The organism is Pseudothermotoga sp. U03pept (assembly GCF_051235805.1).
Taxonomy (GTDB): Bacteria; Thermotogota; Thermotogae; order Thermotogales; family DSM-5069; genus Pseudothermotoga_B.
This window is the reverse complement of the sequence record NZ_JBPNXV010000001.1, coordinates 1572457-1591639: the sequence shown is the minus strand read 5'-3', so window position 1 is coordinate 1591639 and position 19183 is coordinate 1572457. Positions and strand designations below refer to the sequence as shown.

16 protein-coding genes are annotated in these 19183 nt (G+C 44.5%); 7 read left to right on the top strand and 9 right to left on the bottom strand.

All coding sequences use genetic code 11. The annotated features are described in order from the left end of the window. Positions 1–36: 36 nt before the first annotated feature. From ACSFC1_RS07835 to ACSFC1_RS07810, 6 genes are all read right to left on the bottom strand, one after another. Positions 37–1008, bottom strand: coding sequence for a hypothetical protein (locus ACSFC1_RS07835; protein WP_435565545.1), 972 nt, complete (start codon positions 1006–1008; stop codon positions 37–39). Positions 1009–1093: 85 nt separating this feature from the next. Beyond that, positions 1094–3034 carry a TRAP transporter permease gene (locus ACSFC1_RS07830; protein ID WP_435565544.1) on the bottom strand — a complete coding sequence of 647 codons (1941 nt, stop codon included), beginning with the start codon at positions 3032–3034 and terminating at the stop codon, positions 1094–1096. Positions 3035–3046: 12 nt separating this feature from the next. Continuing rightward, positions 3047–3511 (bottom strand): DUF1850 domain-containing protein, encoded by a 465-nt coding sequence (locus ACSFC1_RS07825; RefSeq protein ID WP_435565543.1) that lies wholly within the window; start codon positions 3509–3511, stop codon positions 3047–3049. Positions 3512–3517: 6 nt separating this feature from the next. Further along, positions 3518–4450: a TAXI family TRAP transporter solute-binding subunit gene (locus ACSFC1_RS07820; RefSeq protein WP_435565542.1), complete on the bottom strand. Its 933-nt coding sequence runs from the start codon at positions 4448–4450 to the stop codon at positions 3518–3520. A 274-nt stretch (positions 4451–4724) separates the two neighbouring features. Next, positions 4725–5543: a M55 family metallopeptidase gene (locus ACSFC1_RS07815; protein WP_435565541.1), complete on the bottom strand. Its 819-nt coding sequence runs from the start codon at positions 5541–5543 to the stop codon at positions 4725–4727. Beyond that, entirely contained in the window at positions 5540–6253 is a 714-nt protein-coding gene (locus ACSFC1_RS07810; protein ID WP_435565540.1) for a gamma-glutamyl-gamma-aminobutyrate hydrolase family protein, read from the bottom strand. Before ACSFC1_RS07810 ends, ACSFC1_RS07815 begins: the two co-directional genes overlap by 4 nt. 118 nt (positions 6254–6371) lie before the next feature. Here ACSFC1_RS07810 and ACSFC1_RS07805 point away from each other — a divergent pair, with 118 nt between their 5' ends. Then, entirely contained in the window at positions 6372–7955 is a 1584-nt protein-coding gene (locus tag ACSFC1_RS07805) for an N-acyl-D-amino-acid deacylase family protein (RefSeq protein ID WP_435565539.1), read from the top strand. A gap of 14 nt (positions 7956–7969) precedes the next feature. Here ACSFC1_RS07805 and speB read toward each other — a convergent pair whose 3' ends face one another. Both speB and ACSFC1_RS07795 read right to left on the bottom strand, forming a co-directional pair. After that, positions 7970–8833, bottom strand: a complete 864-nt coding sequence (gene speB / locus ACSFC1_RS07800; RefSeq protein WP_435565538.1) for an agmatinase — start codon at positions 8831–8833, stop codon at positions 7970–7972. A gap of 12 nt (positions 8834–8845) precedes the next feature. Further along, complete coding sequence (locus ACSFC1_RS07795; RefSeq protein ID WP_435565537.1) at positions 8846–10381, bottom strand: AAA family ATPase; 1536 nt, start codon at positions 10379–10381, stop codon at positions 8846–8848. An 81-nt stretch (positions 10382–10462) separates the two neighbouring features. Between ACSFC1_RS07795 and ACSFC1_RS07790 the strand changes: the two genes are divergently transcribed. Genes ACSFC1_RS07790 through ACSFC1_RS07765 form a run of 6 tightly spaced genes read left to right on the top strand, consistent with a single transcriptional unit; the run spans position 10463 to position 17852 of the window. Then, positions 10463–12556, top strand: coding sequence for a peptide ABC transporter substrate-binding protein (locus ACSFC1_RS07790; protein ID WP_435565536.1), 2094 nt, complete (start codon positions 10463–10465; stop codon positions 12554–12556). Positions 12557–12601: 45 nt separating this feature from the next. Beyond that, positions 12602–13960, top strand: coding sequence for a M14 family zinc carboxypeptidase (locus tag ACSFC1_RS07785; RefSeq protein ID WP_435565535.1), 1359 nt, complete (start codon positions 12602–12604; stop codon positions 13958–13960). A 12-nt stretch (positions 13961–13972) separates the two neighbouring features. Continuing rightward, complete coding sequence (locus tag ACSFC1_RS07780) at positions 13973–14959, top strand: ABC transporter permease (RefSeq protein ID WP_435565534.1); 987 nt, start codon at positions 13973–13975, stop codon at positions 14957–14959. Positions 14960–14971: 12 nt separating this feature from the next. Further along, a complete protein-coding gene (locus tag ACSFC1_RS07775) occupies positions 14972–15889 on the top strand; it encodes an ABC transporter permease (protein WP_435565533.1) in 918 nt (305 codons plus the stop codon). Positions 15890–15898: 9 nt separating this feature from the next. Further along, on the top strand, positions 15899–16891 hold the full coding sequence (locus tag ACSFC1_RS07770) for an ABC transporter ATP-binding protein (protein ID WP_435565532.1): 993 nt from the start codon (positions 15899–15901) through the stop codon (positions 16889–16891). Further along, positions 16884–17852: an ABC transporter ATP-binding protein gene (locus ACSFC1_RS07765; RefSeq protein ID WP_435565531.1), complete on the top strand. Its 969-nt coding sequence runs from the start codon at positions 16884–16886 to the stop codon at positions 17850–17852. Before ACSFC1_RS07770 ends, ACSFC1_RS07765 begins: the two co-directional genes overlap by 8 nt. On the opposite strand, the gene ACSFC1_RS07760 is transcribed toward ACSFC1_RS07765, so the two are convergent. After that, complete coding sequence (locus tag ACSFC1_RS07760) at positions 17820–19181, bottom strand: amidase (RefSeq protein ID WP_435565530.1); 1362 nt, start codon at positions 19179–19181, stop codon at positions 17820–17822. The two genes, ACSFC1_RS07765 and ACSFC1_RS07760, sit on opposite strands and share 33 nt — an antisense overlap. Positions 19182–19183 lie beyond the last annotated feature (2 nt).

Below are 19183 nucleotides of genomic sequence, written 5' to 3'. Positions count from 1 at the left end.
ATCCTGAAGATTGCCGCTACTGCGATTTTGAAAGATTTAAGCTTTCAGATCGATCTGATGGATTGCTCCTGGCTTACCATCTTCTGTTAGGTAGAGACTGCTCGATGCGAGTCGTCCCTGAAGTTCTTCTCCATCGTAGAGACTGAACTTTGTCGGCACAAATCCAAGATATATGGCACCAACATTCATCTCTTTCAAAGAGAAGAGCCTCTCATCACCATTTTCATCTACAAACCAAATCTTCAACCTTGCAAAGATTGGATCAGCTTCATCGATCCATTTGTTTCCGTCTGCATCATACTTTGAGAGCTCTTTGAAACCATTTCCCGTAGTTGGTCCAAACAGCTCCTTACCGCTGTCGATCTTTCCATTTTCGTTCAAGTCCAAAGCCAGAAAACCAATTTTCGATGAAAAAGCTTGTAAACGATCTAATGCTCCATCTAAATCAAGATCTATCCTTATTTCCTTAGGAGAAAGGGTTGGTGGCAAATTGTCAAAGTTGAGAACAATCGGGTCTTTCAAAGCCTCTCCAACTCTCAACTGAAAATTCTCTTCAAAATAGAAAGATCTTTCCATCTTCAGCGAGAGACTGAAATCGATCGTCCTGCCATCCTTTGTTTTTACCGTTCCTGCTGTCGAAAAGGTCATCTTTTCCGATTCAAAATATCTCTGACTGCTTTCGTAGATCATGCCAAAACTCGGTCTTGCCTGTGATTGGTTTTCTGTTTCTTGGGCTTGGGATGAGTTGTCTTCTTCCGAGAGCTCTAACGCCAACAGTCTTACCTTTTTTCCTGTTAGCTTCTCGAGTAGATACTTTATAAGCTTGAGCTTCGCCTTCTCTTCGTCAGAGAGTTTCAGCACCGGTTCTTTGCTCTGTTCGACAGAAACAGTTTGTGTGTTGTTGTTGTTCGAAGGGTTGTACCAAACTTGCAATTTCTCAGTTCTTTCATAGATTTTCTCAAAACTGTAGTAACTTCCTGATTGTATTGAATAACTTTCTATTCTCATACCTTCCACCTCGTTCAATATATCGGCAGAAAACGCAAAAACAAAAGGGCGATCTTCGATCGCCCTTTGCCATCATGAAAATCTCTCAGCGCGCTGTTTTAAAAGCCCAACCTTTTCTGATCGTTTGAGACAATGCAGCCAAGCCTACCAGAACAAATCCAGTTAGATCTGTTACCAATCCAGGGAAAACCACCATTATACCACCGATGCTGTAGAGTAAACCTTCCAGTGGCTTTAGGCGTCCAACGAAATAACTGGTCAACCCACCAGATAGGACTATCAGTCCAAAGGTTGTAGTGAGTAAGGGCCAAATCAGTGACAATGGATCCTTCATCCCAATCAACAAAATCTGCGGATAGTACACAAAGACATACGGAACCAAAAAGGCTGCGATACCAATCCTTGTAGCGGTTACACCTGTTTTGAACGGGTCTGACCTGGCTATTCCAGCACCAGCCATAGCTGCAAGTGCTACAGGTGGTGTGATGTCTGCAATGACACCGAAGTAAAAAGCAAACATGTGTGCTGGCAGAACCCAGACTCCCAGTCTGAGAAGAGCTGGTGCTGCTATTGTAGATGTGATGACGTAATTCGCCGTTGTTGGTACACCCATGCCCAAGATCAAACTCGTAAACATCGTGAAAATCAAAGTGATCAAAAGATTACCCTGTGCAAGATCGACAAGCGCTGTGCCAAGTTTCAACCCAACGCCTGTGACTGTGACAACCCCGATGATTATACCCGCACAGGCGGTTGCAGCGACAACGCTCAACGCCCCTCTTGCTCCCGCTTCGAGTGCGGCAGGTATGTCGATAAGTTTCATCCTCGTTCCCTTTCTGATCATCGAAGTTATTACAGAAACCACTATTGCGTAGAAAGCAGCCCGAACCGGCGTAAAACCTGTCACCAAGAGGTACAGAACGATAACCAACGGCAGAAGCAAGTGTCCCCTTTCGACAAGAACCCTTCCAATCTTCGGAAGCTGTTCCTTCGACATGCCTTTCAACCCAATTTTCTTTGCCTCCCAGTGGACTGCCATCCACACAGCGAAGAAATAGAAGATAGCCGGAACCATTGCAGCAATGATGATCTTTCCATAAGGTATGCCTGTGAACTCTGCCATGAGGAAGGCTGCAGCACCCATGACAGGCGGCATGATTTGACCACCAGTGGAAGCAGTTGCCTCCACTGCAGCAGCAAACTCTGGTCTGTATCCCAATTTCTTCATCATTGGTATGGTGAAGCTGCCAGATCCCACGGTGTTTGCGACCGAACTTCCCCCTATAGTTCCTTCCAGTGCGCTGGTGAAGACAGCCACCTTCGCAGGTCCACCGGAAGCCCATCCAACCAGAGCGTTCGAAAGATCGATGAAAAGTTGACCAAGCCCAGTTCTTTCAAGAAAAGCGGCGAGCAATATGAACAAGAACACGAAAGTTGATGACACACCGAGTGGTATTCCGAAGATGCCTTCGGTGGTAAAAAACAAATGTCCTATGAGCCTCTGAAGAGAGATCCCACGGTGTGCCAAGGCACCTGGCATGTATCTGCCAAAGATCGCATATGCGATGAAAGCACTTGCCACGATGACCATTGGTATACCAACTATTCTTCTAACCGCCTCCAAAATGAGTATCAAGCCGAGCACTCCAACGACAAGATCGAGTCTTGTGACTGTGCCAGCCCTCAAAACGAGTTCTTTGTAATTGATCACAATGTACATGGTGGTCATGGGAGCTAAGATGGCGAGCGCCAGATCCAGAGGGTTGATCTTGTCCTTTCGCCACTTTTTACTCGCAGGATAGAGTAAGTAAATCAAAGTCAAGCCAAAGGTCAAATGTATCGATCTTTGTATCATGGCATCAAGGACCCCAAAGGCAGCTGTGTAGAGCTGAAAGACAGAGAAGGTTATAGCTATCGCTGCAACCAGTCTTGCAAAGAATCCTTTGTATTTTCTGTAGGCTGATTCTCTATCGTATTTCTGCAATATCTCTTCAACTTCCTGCTGGGAGATCTTCTCCTCGTCCAAATTTTTCACCCCTTACTCAAATTTGGATCTCAAGACTGTGGAAGATATCGTTAGCAGTTCGTTTACCTCTGCAATATCTTTGAACATGAGATTAGAACCATCCTCAAAGATCAAACCGTGACCATCTAAATGAGAAACTCGAAGGGAGATTTCTTTGAAAACTCGAGATACACGAACTTTGAAAAACCCATCTTCGATCTCAAATCCCCCTTCGATATCTGACGGAAGACCTGCTCCTAAGGAACTGTACCAGCTTTCATACAGATGAAGAGTACCGTCGTCTTCAATTTCGTACAGTTCATAGACTGTGGTCTTTTCTACAGAGTGAACGAATGTCAGTATGAATTTCCCGCTCAAAACCTCTTTACAGTAAACGGTTTCACCGTTTTTTTTGATCAGCAGTATAGGTACTCTCTCAACTCTGACTGTTGCAGAAAGACTAACAACTATTGCCAGAGTCAAGAACAAGAAGCGCATTGATCATTACAGACCCATTTCTTTGAAAAATCTCTCAGCACCTGGATGCAGTGGTATGGACATTCCCTCTTTACCAGTCTCTGGGAGTATCATTTCACCTTTTGCATGTGCTTCGATCAACCTTTTTTGGTTGGCGTACATCGTCTTGAGCATCTCATAGACAAGATCTGCCGACAAATCTTCTCTAACTGCCAACATTGCTTTGACTGCAACTGTTTCAGTGTCTCTGTCAACACCTTTGTAGGTACCAGCAGGTATGACGATCTTTGTGTAGAATGGGTAGTTCTTCTGTAGGATCTGTACGATCTTCTCATCAACAGGTATGATGGTTATTTTCTTAACAGCCGCCACGTCTATTATCGCTGCCGTTGGGTGACCTGCAGTGACAAATGCTGCGTCTATGTTCTCGTTTTTCAGGTTGTCTGCGGCTTCGGCGAAGCTCAGATACTGCACTTTGATATCGCTGTAGGTTATACCAGCAGCCATCAATATATGTCTTGCGTTGACCTCTGTACCACTTCCCGCAGCACCAACGGCGACCCTCTTACCCTTCAGATCGTACACGCTGTTGATTCCCTTATCAGCGAGTGCAACAATCTGAATGGTTTCAGGATAGAGCGTTGCCAGTCCACGAATACTTTTATAGGGGTTGTCCTTGAAGAGCTCGATACCAGAGTAAGCATAGAAGGCGACGTCATTTTGCACAAAGATCACATCAACGTCTTTGTTCTTCAGAAGGTTTACGTTTGCAACCGAAGCACCAGAACTCTGAGCCGACGCGTTCACATTCTTCAAGTTCCTCGTCCAGATATCTGCCATCGCCGCTCCGAGTGGGTAGTACACACCTGCAGTACCACCAGTCGCAATTGTCAAAAAGGTTGCACAGAATGTGGAGACGCTCAAAACTGCCAAGACCAGACCAACAACTACCTTTTTCACGCCAAATCCCTCCCCTTGAAATGTGTGGTTTTAACACAAAAATTATACCACGGCAATGATCTTTGCAGTGAAGTGAGTTAAATCTTAAGAAAGTATTATGTTAGTAACCCTTCACTCTTTCAGTTGATCAGTACTTTGAAGGTTCTTTAACGTCTCCTCAAAGGCAGATCGTATGTGTATTTTCTTCAAAACAACACTTATACTTCCACTCAAGCTTATGAAAGAGCAGTTTTTGAAATTGATCAAAGGTTACTGTCTGTGAATCGACCTTATCTCAACTCACGTTGGCACTCAGTGCTGCACATGCTCTAAAGACTCTGTAAGCCTCGGTGTAACTGCCTGCTTTGTAAAGCAAGGTTCTTGCATCCTTTCGAAGAATTCCTGGTATCAAAAGTGCCATTTCTGCCATTGCTGACCTGATGAAGGCTATCTCCAACTCAATAGGCTCCTGCTCCACAGTTGGTTTGAATCTCTTTATGTTTTCAAGGGCTTCTTTAACACCTTTTCTCAAAAGCTCTTTGACAACTTCAAATGGATATATCTTTGCAGAATATCTTCCGTATGCTTCCTTTACAGCTACACCAACAAAATCGTTGAGCTCTTGTCTGGCACATTCTATGGTTGTTTGATCACCTGTGATCAGTACAACAGGCACGCCAAAAGATCCTGCAAGTCTTGCATTCAGTCCTGCTTCGCTCATCAACTTGTTGTTGACCTTTGCGTACAAAACCCTGCCTGTGTAGGTGTGATCCATGATAGCTTCAGTGCTTCCAGCTCTTGCATGATATCCGACAAAGAAAGCAGCGTCAAAGCTTTCATCGATTCCCTGCATCATGCTCCATGGCTTTGGGCTACCGCTTATCAAAACAGCTCTCGGGTGAAGTTCCTCGATCAAAATGTTGTCCATGTTGTTGTGTGAATCGTTCACAACAACCTCTGTGGCACCAAATTCATATGCCGCCTCCACAACTGCGTTGACTTCCTTGGTCATCAGCCTTCTGAAACGCTCGTATTCCTTGGTATCGGGTTCTACATGAGATGTAGAAACTACACTTGAAATGCCTTCCATGTCCACAGAGATGAAAATCTTCATTTCTTCTTCCCCTTTCTACAGCTCTCCACGAATGCCTCAAAGAGCTTCAACTGTTCTGGAAAGCTCTCAACCATCCTCTCTGGATGCCACTGAACGGCGAGGATAAAAGCCTCATCGTCAACTCTTTCTATGGCTTCGACTATCTTATCTTGTGCGTGCGCGACAGCTTTCAAAAGTGGTGAAACTTTTTTAACAGCTTGGTGGTGGAAACTGTTCACCGAAAGTTCATCTTTACCGAAAAGCTTTTGGAGAAAACTATCTTTTTGAAGGTAGATCTTGTGTGTTGGGTAAAAATCTGGGGCATCTTGAGAGTGTTTTAAGGTATTTTCACACTCTGAATATATGTCCTGGTACAAACTGCCGCCGAGTGCAACGTTGATCAGTTGTATTCCTCTGCAGATACCAAAGATGGGTTTCTTGATCCTGAAGAAAACCTTGCAGAGCTCTATTTCTTGTTCATCTCTCGATGGAGTTATCGTTCCAAGTCCTCTTCTCGGCTGCTCGTCATACCATTTTGGGTCGAGATCAAAACCACCCGAAAAAATGATACCATCGAGTATCTCGGCAAGACGTTGAAGGTTCTGTTTATCGGCGTAAAGTGGTATCATGAAAGGGAGCGCCCCAGCCTTTTCTACGGCTTTGTAATAAGTTTCATTCAATTTTGATGAATTCTCGTCTACAGAACAAGTTATTCCTACCGTTGGCTTCATAACCTGAATTATACTATTCATTGGTGCGAAAAAGTCAACTTTCGCTCAAGATGAATTAATACACAAAACTAAGATGTTGTAAGCCGAAACTGACACAGTACAAAAGGAGATGATCTATGTGTTCGATTTGTTGATTCTCAACGGGATGATAGTCGACGGAACATCCAATCCTTGGTTCTATGGTGATGTTGGTGTTGTTGGAGAAAAGATCTCAAAGGTGGGCAATCTGAAGAGATACAAGGCAAAAAAGGTAATAGACGCCAAAGGGTTGATTGTCTCACCAGGCTTCATAGACATTCACAGCCATTCGGATTTCCAAGCAATAGTTGATTTCAGGTGTGAAAGTAAGGTAAGACAGGGTGTGACAACTGAGGTTGTTGGGAACTGTGGTTATTCGTTGGCTCCATTGATAGGTTCTGTGCTTGAAGAATCGAGAAGAACACATCTCGAGATCTATGGTGTCGAAGCAGGATGGCAGAGCGTTGAAGAATATTTGCAGGTTCTGGAAAGTTCAAAACCTTCAATAAACTACGCAACATTGGTTGGACACGGTACTATTAGAAAGTCTGTGATGGGTTATGAAAGAAGAAAGCCCACCGAAGAAGAACTTTCTAAGATGAAACAACTGCTCGACAGGTCGATGAGACAAGGAGCCTTTGGCATGAGCACTGGTTTGATATACTCACCCGGCTCCTTCGCAGAAACCAAAGAACTGATAGAGCTGTGCAAAGTTGTGGCAAGAAGAAATGGGATCTACACAACGCATATGAGAAGTGAAAGTGAGCACTTAGAAGAATCGGTTGCCGAATCGATTGAAATAGGTGAAAAATCTGGTGTGCCAGTACAGATCTCTCACCACAAAGCTTGTGGCAGAAAGTACTTTGGCAAGGTCAACAAGACACTCGAGATGATAAAAAGTGCAAGAGACAGAGGCGTCGATGTAACTTGTGATGTCTATCCTTACACCGCCACTGCGACAGATCTGGATGCAATCTTGCCAAACTGGGTTCACGAAGGGGGTGTTGAGAGACTCTTAGAAAGGCTCAAAGACCCCAAAACAAGAGAAAAAATCAAGGAAGAGATAGACCCAGTTCAACAGGCGATGAGTGGCTACGAGAATCTGTACATCACATATACCTTCACAGAATCGAACAGGCGATTTCAGGGAAAGAGCCTCGCAGAAATATCCAGAATGCTGAACAAAGATCCGCTCGATGCAGCCTTCGACTTGATAATCGAAGAAAGGGCAAAGGTTGGCATGATGAGATTTGCAATGGATGAAGAGGATGTCAAGAAGGTTCTCAAAAGTTCCTTTTCTATGATTGGCTCAGACGGTAGTGCTTTGTCTGTCGAAGGTGTACTTTCCCATGGACATCCTCATCCGAGGAATTTCGGTACCTTTCCAAGAGTGATCACTCGATATGTGAAAGATCTCAAACTCTTCTCGCTCGAAGATGCAGTTCACAAAATGACTTATCTTCCGGCAAGAAGAATAGGTCTTTTTGATCGTGGTATCATTCGACCTGGTGCCTTTGCTGATATCGTGATCTTTGATTTTGATAAAATTCAAGACACCGCAACCCACGACAATCCCAAGAGATATCCGCAAGGCATAATCCATGTGATAGTGAATGGAACTATCACAATCTACGATTCAGAACACACCAATGCCCGTTCCGGCAAGGTGTTGAGAAAGAAATAATATCAATAAGAAGGTCAAGCGATACAGATCAACAGTTCTCTAATGATCTTCGCCGCAAGAAGAGATGTTCTTTCGGAGAAATCTAATGGCGGTGAAACTTCGACAAGATCAAACCCAACTATCTCGAGTTCTCTGAAGGTCTTTATGATCTCAAAGACCTCCTTCGAGGTGCAGCCTCCAGGTTCTTGGGTGCCTGTTCCTGGTGCATAGGCTGGGTCTATCACATCGATGTCGAAGGTTATGTAGATTGGGAAGCTTTTTAGTTCTTCCAAGACCTTCAGAAAAGGTTCCTTAACATCGATCAAGAAGGTGTTCGCATGATCTTTGGCAAAATCGAACTCCTCTTTCACCCCAGATCTAATACCAAATTGATACAGATGCTTATCCTCAATGCATTCGCAGACTCGCCTGAGTACGGTAGCATGAGAGAGCCTTTCACCGAAGAAACTGTCTCTTAGATCTGCGTGAGCGTCGAAATGAAGAACCTTCAATTTTGGGTACTTGGAGACTACCTGTTTGATCACAGGATAAGTGATCAAATGTTCTCCGCCGATGAAAAATGGGATCTTACCATCTTCGAGGATCTGCTGTGCTGTTTGTTCGATCATTTCAAGGCTCTTGTTCAAATTGCCAAAGGGTAGTTCGATGTCTCCAAGATCGTAGAAATTCTTTTCATTCAGAGAATCATCCAAATATGGGCTATAGTCTTCTAATCCGTAGGACAGTTCTCTGATCCTCCTTGGTCCGATTCTCGTGCCAGGTCTAAAGCTTGTCGTTTGATCCAAAGGTGCTCCAACAATGACAACCTTACTCTCTTCATAGTTCTCTTTTGACCTGAGAAAGTTGCATTGATTCAAAAATTGTACTTTCGTCTTCATCACAAAACCTCCTTAATCTTGAACCTTTTCAACACTCAAAATCCTGTCTGTCCTGAAGGTTCTCATTTCCTTTCTCTCAAGACAATAGGCGCGAAGCCCATGAAAGCTCTTACCTTGGAATGAAAACTCACCAATCTCTACAGGTTTGACTACTCTACCTGTGGTTTGATTATTACGATCCAGATAGACTATTCTTATGTACTTTTTCTCTTTCATCGCTTCATCAATCAGCTTCAGCTTAGCACTCAAGGGTATCTGCTTGTGCCAACACCGTTGCTGGAAACTGCTGAGAAAATAGACGATCCTCCTGTCGACCATGACATCTGATCTTCTCACCTCTTGTGTTAACGAAATGCCATCCAAAGATCTGCATCTGCTCAAGGCTACGTACAGCTGTCCTGGGGCGAAAAGCCTCTTTGAAAGGTCTATTATCACGTTGTCGAAAGTCTTGCCCTGACTCTTGTGAATGGTGACTGCCCATGCGAGTTTCAACGGGTACTGTTTGAAAGAACCAACGATCTTTGTTTCTATCTGTCTTTTTCTTCTGTTATAACTGTAGTGGAAGATATCCCATTCATGAGGTGTTACTTCCTCGATTCTCTGATCGGGAAATTGAACCAAGATGTGATAACCATCTTCACTGAGCTGAACACCAGTGACTTTGCCGACAGTGCCGTTGACCCATCGCCCATCGGCATCGTTGTTGAGCATCATGATCTGAGCACCCTTTTTCACAAGGAGCTTGTAATCTGCGGGAAAGGAATCTTCATCGAAATTGCCAACGATCTGTGCATGGAATATGTAGAGTCGTCCATTCAATTCACTGAGCCTCTGCTCGTTTATCTTCCTTGCGGTCTCGTTGTGAGCTGTCAAACAGACGGTGTAACCACCTCTGCCCAACCGAGCACCAACACGACTGTTCAAGATTGAAAGGCTTTCATCACTGACTGTGTTGTTTCTGATCTCGTTCAAGATTCTTATGAACCGCTGGTCTTCTTGTCTGTATATCTTCTTCAGCTCAATGAATTCCCATTCAACACCTCTGAATGCATCTGAATCGAAAAAGTACTTACTCTCGTAACGTTCTGTGAACAACTCCTTTTCCTTCTGCTTAACCACCGGTGGAAGTTGATAAAGATCACCTATCAAGATCATCTGAACACCACCGAAGGGTTTATCTTTGTATCTGGCGTTGAGCCGCAAGAATCTGTCAATGCAGTCAAACAGATCAGCCCTCACCATGGAAATTTCATCTATCACCACTGCATCTATATGTTTGTAGATCTCCTCGTCTGCTGATTGAACTTTCTCGAGTGTAATATCAGGCTTGAAACCAAAGAAAGAGTGAATCGTCTCGCCATTCACATTCAAAGCAGCGACACCAGTCGGAGCGAGCACGACTATTCTTTTCTTTGTCTTCTCACGGAAATACTTGAGCAGAGTTGATTTTCCAGTCCCAGCTCTGCCCGTTATGAAAATGTTCTTGTTTGAATCTTCCATCAGTTTCAATGCATTCAGAAACTCTTCGTTCAGTTCTATCTTTTGCATACTTTTATATTAACACTATTTGAAGCATTGACCAGAGGGACCAGATCATATATAATTTACCTAAACAAAGGGAGTATGTCGATGAAAAGATCTTTGGTTGTTCTAATTCTCACCTCATTGGTAATCCTCAGTTTTTCGCAGATCAGTCTTGATGAAGCAGCTCCAGTCATTCAAAAGCTTGGCATCTTGAAAACCATCGACGATTCAGTTCTGAGTTACGATGAGTTTTATTCAGCGGTCGCAAAGGCATTTCCAGGGAAAGAATCTTTGGTGAAGAAGGGTTCAGATCCTGTACTGCGCAAAGATTTCATCATGATCTTGGTAAAGGTACTTGGTCTTGAAGGAGAAGCTGCGAAATTCACAGAAATCTGCACACTTGCAAATGATGAAGATAGAGTTCCAAAAGAGGCGGTCGGTGCCTTCACATTGGCTTTCAGGAGTGACAGGCAGTTGTTAGACTACCGCTACGGTCATTTGCTTGAACCACTTTCTCCAATCACAAAATCTGAAGCAGCACGATCTCTTTACATGGCACTTTATCCACCAAAGCGCGGTGGTACGATCGTAACAGCCGTTGGTGCCGATCCAAAAGGATTCAACACACTGTTCACCTCAGCGGGATTAACTTGGACGATCTGCAACATCATCGGTGATGGCTACACAGGTACCGACGACAACGGTTTTTATCACCCAAGAATGATCAAGAGAATGCCTTCTTTGGAGAACGGTCTTGTGAAGATCAACTCAGATGGTTCGATGAGTATAACCTTCGAACTGCGCAAGGGTATGAAGTGGCACGACGGCTTTCCTGTAACGGCTCGTGACGCGAAGTTCCAGTGGGAAGTTATGGTCTCTGAAGCCCCTGTGACATCGAACTACTTTGAAAGAATGGTTGATCGCGTTGATGTGATCGATGATTATACCTTCACGATTCATCTTCCAAACCCAGCACCAGGGGCTGAACTTGGTTCTTCCGTCTACGCATACTACTACGGTTGGTTCCAGTTGCCAGAGCACCTCTTCAGAAAGGATTTCGAAGAGGCAAAGCAGACAGGCAAGTGGGACGAATTTGTGCAGAAGGTCACCTTCAACCCTGTCATGACAGGTCCCTACAAATTCAAAGAATACGTCGAAGGGCAATACATTGTTCTTGAGGCTTTTGATGGATACTACATGGGGCGTCCCAACATCGATCAAATAGTGATGCGAATAATTCCAGACAGCGATGTTGTGTTTGCTTCTGTTTTGAAGGGCGAAATAGATTTTGGCAGGTACACACTTGACCTTAAACAGAGTTTGCAACTTCAAAAAGATAAAGGCGATCTGTTCAACGTGTATTTCACTCCAAACGTGGCAGAGTGGACACTCGATCTGAACTTCAGAGATCCGCAAGATCTTTCAAAACCTCACCCAATCTTCTCTGATATCAGGGTAAGACAAGCCATTTTGTACGCAATCGACAGGCAACAGATCAACAACGTGGTCTTCTTTGGAAAGGGTCAGGTCGTTGATACCTGGATCACAGAGGTTCACATGATGAGAGACGCTCTCAAAGGTGAGCACATAAAGAGATATCCATACGATCCAAAGAAGGCTGAAGAGTTGCTCGCACAAGCCGGATGGAAGAAGAACAAGCAGGGTGTGTTAGAAAAAGATGGCAAGATCTTTGAATTCACACTGATAGCTGGAGCAGGTTCCAGCCAAAACGAACTGATGACACAGTTGATTCAAGGTATGCTCAAGAAGGTAGGTATTTCTGTGAAAATAGAGCTCAAGCCGGCTCTCGTGATCTGGGACGAAGCACCCATGGGTAAGTTCGATGCCTGGTTGACAGGTTGGGGTTATGGAGTGAGCGATGAAGCCTTGAACTACTGGGGCAGTGACATGATACCGTCAGAAGCAAACAACTGGGGTGGAACCAACTACACAGGTTGGTCCAATCCTAAGAACGACGAGATACTCGCCAAGATGGCAACAGAGATAGACTATGCAAAAAGAGTTCAGCTCTACAAAGAGCATTTTGCTCTGTGGACGAACGATCTTCCAGTACTGCCGTTGATCTCCGATCCAACTCCGCATTTTGCGAAAAAGTACATAAAGAGCTTCAACTCCACTTATGACAGTGGGCTTGGTTGGATCATCTACAACTGGTACATAGACACAGAGAAACGATGAAGGCTGGGGGTATTCCCCCAGCTTTTTTCAGCAAGGAGGCATAAGATGGATTTTCACACTTTGATCGAGAAGATCCCCAATTACCAAAGATTTTTCTATGTTGACGAATTTGACGAAAGAACAGATCATCTTGCGAAGAAATATCCTAAGATCGTGAAGGTTTACCAGATGGGAAAGTCAAGAAAAGGTCATCCGATAAAGGTCATTCAGATTGGTAATGGTTCTAAAAGTGCTTTACTCTTCGGTTGTCCACATCCGAACGAACCAATAGGGGCAATGATGCTGGATTTTCTTGCCCAAGAACTTGCCGAAAACGAAGCCCTGAGATCTCATTTTGATTACACATGGTATCTGATAAAGGTCATCGATCCTGATGGTACTAAGTTGAACGAAGGATGGTTTTCAAATCCGCAGTCGATAGAATCTTATGCAACCAATTTCTACAGACCACCAGGATTCAAGCAGGTGGAATGGACCTTTCCGGTAGATTACAAGACGCTCCACTTTCACGATCCACTGCCAGAGACGCAGGTTCTGATGAAAATAATCGAAGAGCAAAAACCTGCCTTCATGTATTCTCTTCACAATGCAGGTTTTGGAGGTGTTTATTACTATATCAGTGAAAACTCACCACAGCTTTACAAAGATTTTCACCAAATTCCTCACAGCTTCAATGTGCCGCTTGCCTTAGGTGAACCAGAGGTACCGTATTTGAAAATGCTTTCACAAGCTGTCTACAAACTCACTCCTATAACTGAAGAATATGACTATTTAGAGAAAAATTCAAAAGTCGATCCTGCGCAGATCATCAAGGCTGGAGCGAGCTCCGATGAGTATGCAAGCCGCGTTGCAAACACCTTTTCTTTGGTCTGTGAAGTGCCGTACTATTACGATCCGAGGATTGAGGATTCTTCACAGAGTTCTATTACAAGAAAGGAAGCCAGAATGATGGCGTGGGAAAGTTCCACAGAGAATGCCAAGATCATTCAAGAGATCTTTGAGAGAAGTCGAAGGTTTGCAGATGAGAACTCTCCCTTCTTTGAGGTCTTTGCAAACTACGTTGAGACGGTGCCGAAGTACCTGGAGGCAGAGAGAAATTGGATAGAGACAGATCCTGAGCTTTTACGAAAGGCAACAGTTGCCGAGGTCTTCGACAACACGTGTGTCACGCAGTTCTATCAGTCGCTGTCACTTGGAATGCTCAGACGATTACTCGGTGAGATTTTGGCTAAACGGCAAGACAATCAAATTGAAGAAACAAGAGAGAAACTAAACGATCACTTCAAAAAGAAGATCGAATATCTAAAGAAGAATCTGAACTACAAAGCCATTCCCATAAAGGATCTTGTGGCGATACAACTGCTCGCAGGACTGATAACAGCCGATTATGTGCAGAGATCTTAGGAGGTCATTTCTTTGAAAAGATACTTGATCGTTCGACTCATAGAGCTCATTCCCATATTCTTCCTGATATCTTTGATAATATTCACCATACTCAACGCAATGCCAGGAGATCCCCTTTTGTACAGCCGTTTGGAAAACCCTCGAGCCGTTTTGAAAGATCCTGTGAAGATTGCCGAACTCAGAAAATACTACCATTTGGACGATCCGCTGATAGTCAGGTACTTTTTCTGGCTCGCAAATTTCCTGAAGGGCGATCTTGGTTTTTCGTCGATGTACAAACAGCCTGTTTTGGGAATAATCGTTAAAAGGTTGCCAAACACATTGCTTTTGACGGTCACTGCATGGCTTATAGGATTGGTTGTAGCCTTTCCAATCGGCATATACTCAGCTGTAAAGAAGTATTCTTTCTTCGATTACTTTTTCACTGTTCTTGCTTTTGTGGGTATCTCATTACCCACCTTTTGGTTTGCCTTGATGGCGATAATAATCTTCTCTGTTGTGCTTGGTTGGTTTCCCATCTCGGGTGTGCAGACCTATGGCATTACAGGTAGCTGGAACATCTTCGCCGACAGAGTACGGCATTTAATTCTACCGTCCTTAGTCCTTGGATTGGTTCAGGTTGCGTACTGGGTCAGGTACATAAGAACCTCGCTTTTGGAGGTGCTCGATCAAGACTACATAAGAACTGCTTATTCGAAGGGGGCTCAGGAAAGAAGAGTCATACTGAAGCATGCCCTGAGAAACGCTATGATACCCATCATAACTATCATCGCGTTGGATATACCGTATTTCTTCGGCGGTGCTCTGATAGTCGAGACTGTCTTCTCCTGGCCCGGCATGGGTAGGCTCATATACGAAGCAGTTTTAGCGAGTGATTACAATCTGGCTATAAACTGCTTGATGTTCATCACAGTGATTACCCTGTTCTCCAACCTCTTGGCAGACATACTCTATACTGTTGTCGATCCAAGAGTCAGACTCGGTGCAAAGGCGGTGTAACAGGTGTTTTTTGTGAAGAAGAAATACGAACAATTGCAAGACAGCGCTGTAATACCGATCGGAAGTTACTGGCAACTCGTTAGAAGGAGGTTTTTGAAGCATCGGTTGGCATTCGTTGGGCTGGTCACGTTGCTGCTCGTTGCCATTTTCAGTTTGGTCGGACCTTTTCTGGTTAAAACTACATACGATGAATTTGACTTAACGGCGATCTTTGCACCGCCATTCTCACAACATCATCTTTTTGGTACCGATGAATTGGGCAGAGACGTGTTGGTAAGACTCATGTACGGTGGAAGGATATCTCTGTTCGTGGGCTTTGTCTCTTCTTTGATCACCACAGGCATAGGCTTGTTGATAGGTTTACTCTCTGGTTACTTTGGCGGAATAGTTGACAGATTGCTCATGAGATTTGTCGATGTTATGCTTTCTGTACCACTCTTTCCTGTTCTGCTCATACTGACGATGGTCTTTGGTTCTGGCTTGACAAACACAATTCTTGTTCTTTCGGTCTTCGGATGGATGGGTGTTTCAAGGTTGGTGAGGGGAGTTGTTCTGTCTTTGAGAGAGAGCGATTACGTGATGGCTGCGCGCGTACTTGGTACAAGCAGAATAAAGATTCTCTTCAAGCACATACTCCCGAACGTGATGCCGATAACGATCGTCTCGGCAACGCTCAATCTTTCTTATGCAATACTTTCTGAATCTTCTTTAAGCTATCTTGGACTTGGCATACAACCACCAACGCCTTCCTGGGGTAACATGCTTCAGAGATCGATGAACTACATACTCTCGACGGGTCATTCCTCAGTTGTACCGTGGTGGCTTGTTTTCTTTCCAGGGTTCATGATCTTCATAACGGTGCTGAGCGTTAACTTTCTTGGTGACGGACTGCGTGATGCCTTGGATCCAAAGTTCGTGAGCGAAACCTGAGGTGATTTGATGCTCTTGAAGGTGGAAAACCTCAAAGTTGGGTTCAGAACAAACATGGGAAGGATAGTACCAGTGGACGATGTGTCCTTTGATTTAAAAGAAGGTGAAGTTCTTGGGATCGTTGGTGAATCCGGCTGCGGCAAGACTGTGACAGCCTATGCGATCACAAGACTCTTGCCAAAGAATGCCTTCATCGATGAAGATTCACACATATGGTTTAACAACGTAGATCTGTTGAGACTACCGAAAGATGAACTTTACAAAATGAGGGGAAAAGAGATATCGATGATCTTTCAAGAACCGATGTCTTCTTTGAACCCTGTTTACACAGTCGGTTGGCAGATAGAAGAAGTCTACGAGTTGCACGAGAGATCAGACAGAGAAGAAAGAAAGAAGAAGAGTGTAGAAATGTTGGCGAGTGTGAAGATACCTGAGCCACAGAAAAGGTACGAACAATACCCAAATCAACTTTCCGGTGGAATGAGACAACGTGTGATGATAGCGATGGCATTGGCGTGCAACCCAAAGCTCTTGATAGCCGACGAACCAACAACTGCGCTTGACGTGACCATACAGGCACAGGTGCTCAAGTTGATGCTTGATCTCAAAGAGAAATTCAACACTTCGATACTTCTCATAACACACAACCTGGCAGTTGTTGCCGAAATGTGTGATCGAGTTGTGGTGATGTACGCAGGGCAAGTCATCGAAAGGGCTACCGTTGACGATATCTTTGAAAATCCACTTCATCCATATACAAAGGCTCTGTGGAATTCTGTTCCTAAGATAACGCATCAAGAATCCAAAAGAGAAAGGTTAGCATCGATAGAGGGTATGGTGCCACACCCAGCAAGATATCCTTCTGGTTGTCGATTTCATCCAAGATGCTCCTACAAGATGCCGATCTGCTCTGAACAGAAACCTAAGGACATATCTTTTGGGTCTGATCATTACGTGAAATGCTGGCTTTATTCGAACGGTGAGGGGAAAGAGGATGCGTGAGATTCTTAACGTCACAGATTTGAGCAAATGGTTCGCCGTGAAAAGATCGTTTAGAAAGAGATCATACTTGAAAGCCGTCAACAACGTTTCTTTCAATGTCTTTCGTGGAGAGACCTTTGGTTTAGTTGGTGAATCTGGTTGCGGAAAGACAACGCTTGGCAGATTGCTCGTTAGACTTTATGAACCAACATCAGGAAAGGCTATCTACACAGAAGAAAAAGAACCCGTGGATTTGTTCTCTCTCGATGAAAGAACTTTTAGACCATACAGAAAGAAGATTCAAATGATCTTTCAAGACCCTTACGGTTCATTGAACCCAAGGCTCACTATTTTTCAAATAGTCACCGAGGGTCTATCTGAGACACCTTTGAACGAGAAAAGAGAGATAGTCTTTGAGGCTCTCGAAAGCGTCGGTTTGCGAAAGGAATACGTCTACAGATATCCACATGAATTCTCGGGTGGACAAAGACAGAGAATTGGTATCGCGAGAGCTTTGGTTATGAAACCAAGACTCTTGATCTGTGATGAACCTGTCTCGGCACTCGATGTCTCCGTTCAGGCACAGGTTATAAATCTGCTGATCTCACTCAAAGAGAAGTACGATCTTACCTACATCTTCATAGCGCACGATCTGGCAGTTGTGAAGTACGTGAGCGACAGAATAGCCGTTATGTACCTGGGCAAGATCGTCGAACTGTCGAGTTCAAAGGATCTCTTCAATCGTCCCATGCATCCTTACACTCAAGCGTTGATATCCTCTGTTCCAGTCGCAGACCCCAAGGCTCGCAGATTGAAAAATACACAGCCAATAGAAGGTGAGATCACCTCTCCAATCGATCCACCGGAGGCGTGTTTGTTTGCATCACGGTGTCCGTACGCGATGAAAAAATGCCACGAAAGCGTGCCGCAGCTCAAAGAGGTCGACACGCTACACCAAGTTGCTTGCTTTCTGTACGAGTGACTCTATCAGTAAACTCACCTGCAGCAGGAACGACTCATTACAAGAACGCGAGACCAGCTGTACTCCGACCGGTAGTCCTTCGACCTTACCAGCTGGTAAAGAGACTGCTGGCAGTCCTGCGATGTTGAAAGGTGCTGTGAATCTGGTCAATCTTCTTGCCATCTCGACTGCCCCTTCACCGCAGATGGGTGGTGCAGTTATGGGCACCGTCGGAAGCAAGAGAAGGTCGTATCTTCTGAAGAACTCTTCGAAACGCTTCTTGGTGATACTCTGTGTGTACCTTGCAGCCGCATAATCTACACCTGTTGTGGAAAGTCCTTCGTTCAATCTCTGCCTTACATCCTCTGAAAACCATTCGGGTCTTTCTTTGAGCCTCTCTCTATGAAAGGCAGCAGCCTCTGTTTGTGTCATCAATCCATTCGCCACAGCCGCATCTCTGAGCCAGTCCATCTTTTCCATTTGCACCGTTGCTCCAAGCTCTTCAAGCTTTCTTGCGACCTCATCGACTACCTTTAGGATTTTCGCATCAGCCTTTTGGAAGAACTCTCCTACTGCCTTTGCCACCCGCACGCCAGAAAGGTCTGTCGTTGTCTGCAGAAGATCTGTTCTCTTGACCTTGAAGCTGAATGGATCTTTTGAATCATGACCTTCTATCGCCTTTAACAATATCAACGCATCGATCACAGAGTTTGTTATCGGCCCGACGTGGTCCAGATGCCAGGCAAGAGGTATGACGCCTCTGAGGCTAACCTTCCCGTAGGTTGGCTTCAACCCAACGACTCCACACAGTGCAGATGGAATCCTTATCGAGCCACCTGTGTCTGTGCCTATCGCTCCGAGTGCCATACCGGTTGCCACCGCCACAGCAGAGCCGCCCGAAGAACCACCAGAAACCTTCGTCGGATCATATGGATTTCTGCACGGTCCAAAGTGTGGATTGTTGTTCGTCACACCTAATGCAATCTCGTGCATGTTCGTCTTTCCTATGATGATCGCTCCAGATCTTTTAAGCCTTCGAACGATAAAAGCATCTTCCTCTGGTATAAAATCTTTCCAGAAAAGACTTCCTGCCGTGGTTCTCATTCCTTTGGTGTAGATGAGATCTTTCAAAGCGATCGGTATTCCGAACAGTAGTGGTAATCTTTCCAGATTGGCTGTTTTGAGCATTTCATCTTGTCTTTTTGCTTCTTTCATCGCACCGTCGATATCTAAGGTTATGAAAGCGTTCAGATCCTTGTGTTCTTCGATCCTTTCCAAGCATTCTTTGAGAATCTGTGTTGGTCTGAGCTGTCCATTTCTGATAAGCCTTTGTGCTTCAAATATCTTCATCT

What these genes read in the sequence shown, in the direction of transcription:
- ACSFC1_RS07810 (WP_435565540.1), bottom strand. Translation starts at nt 6,253, where the DNA reads ATGAAGCCAACGGTAGGAATAACTTGTTCTGTAGACGAGAATTCATCA.
- ACSFC1_RS07785 (WP_435565535.1), top strand. Translation starts at nt 12,602, where the DNA reads ATGGATTTTCACACTTTGATCGAGAAGATCCCCAATTACCAAAGATTT.
- ACSFC1_RS07795 (WP_435565537.1), bottom strand. Translation starts at nt 10,381, where the DNA reads ATGCAAAAGATAGAACTGAACGAAGAGTTTCTGAATGCATTGAAACTG.
- ACSFC1_RS07790 (WP_435565536.1), top strand. Translation starts at nt 10,463, where the DNA reads ATGAAAAGATCTTTGGTTGTTCTAATTCTCACCTCATTGGTAATCCTC.
- speB (WP_435565538.1), bottom strand. Translation starts at nt 8,833, where the DNA reads ATGAAGACGAAAGTACAATTTTTGAATCAATGCAACTTTCTCAGGTCA.
- ACSFC1_RS07835 (WP_435565545.1), bottom strand. Translation starts at nt 1,008, where the DNA reads ATGAGAATAGAAAGTTATTCAATACAATCAGGAAGTTACTACAGTTTT.
- ACSFC1_RS07765 (WP_435565531.1), top strand. Translation starts at nt 16,884, where the DNA reads ATGCGTGAGATTCTTAACGTCACAGATTTGAGCAAATGGTTCGCCGTG.
- ACSFC1_RS07760 (WP_435565530.1), bottom strand. Translation starts at nt 19,181, where the DNA reads ATGAAGATATTTGAAGCACAAAGGCTTATCAGAAATGGACAGCTCAGA.
- ACSFC1_RS07825 (WP_435565543.1), bottom strand. Translation starts at nt 3,511, where the DNA reads ATGCGCTTCTTGTTCTTGACTCTGGCAATAGTTGTTAGTCTTTCTGCA.
- ACSFC1_RS07770 (WP_435565532.1), top strand. Translation starts at nt 15,899, where the DNA reads ATGCTCTTGAAGGTGGAAAACCTCAAAGTTGGGTTCAGAACAAACATG.
- ACSFC1_RS07815 (WP_435565541.1), bottom strand. Translation starts at nt 5,543, where the DNA reads ATGAAGATTTTCATCTCTGTGGACATGGAAGGCATTTCAAGTGTAGTT.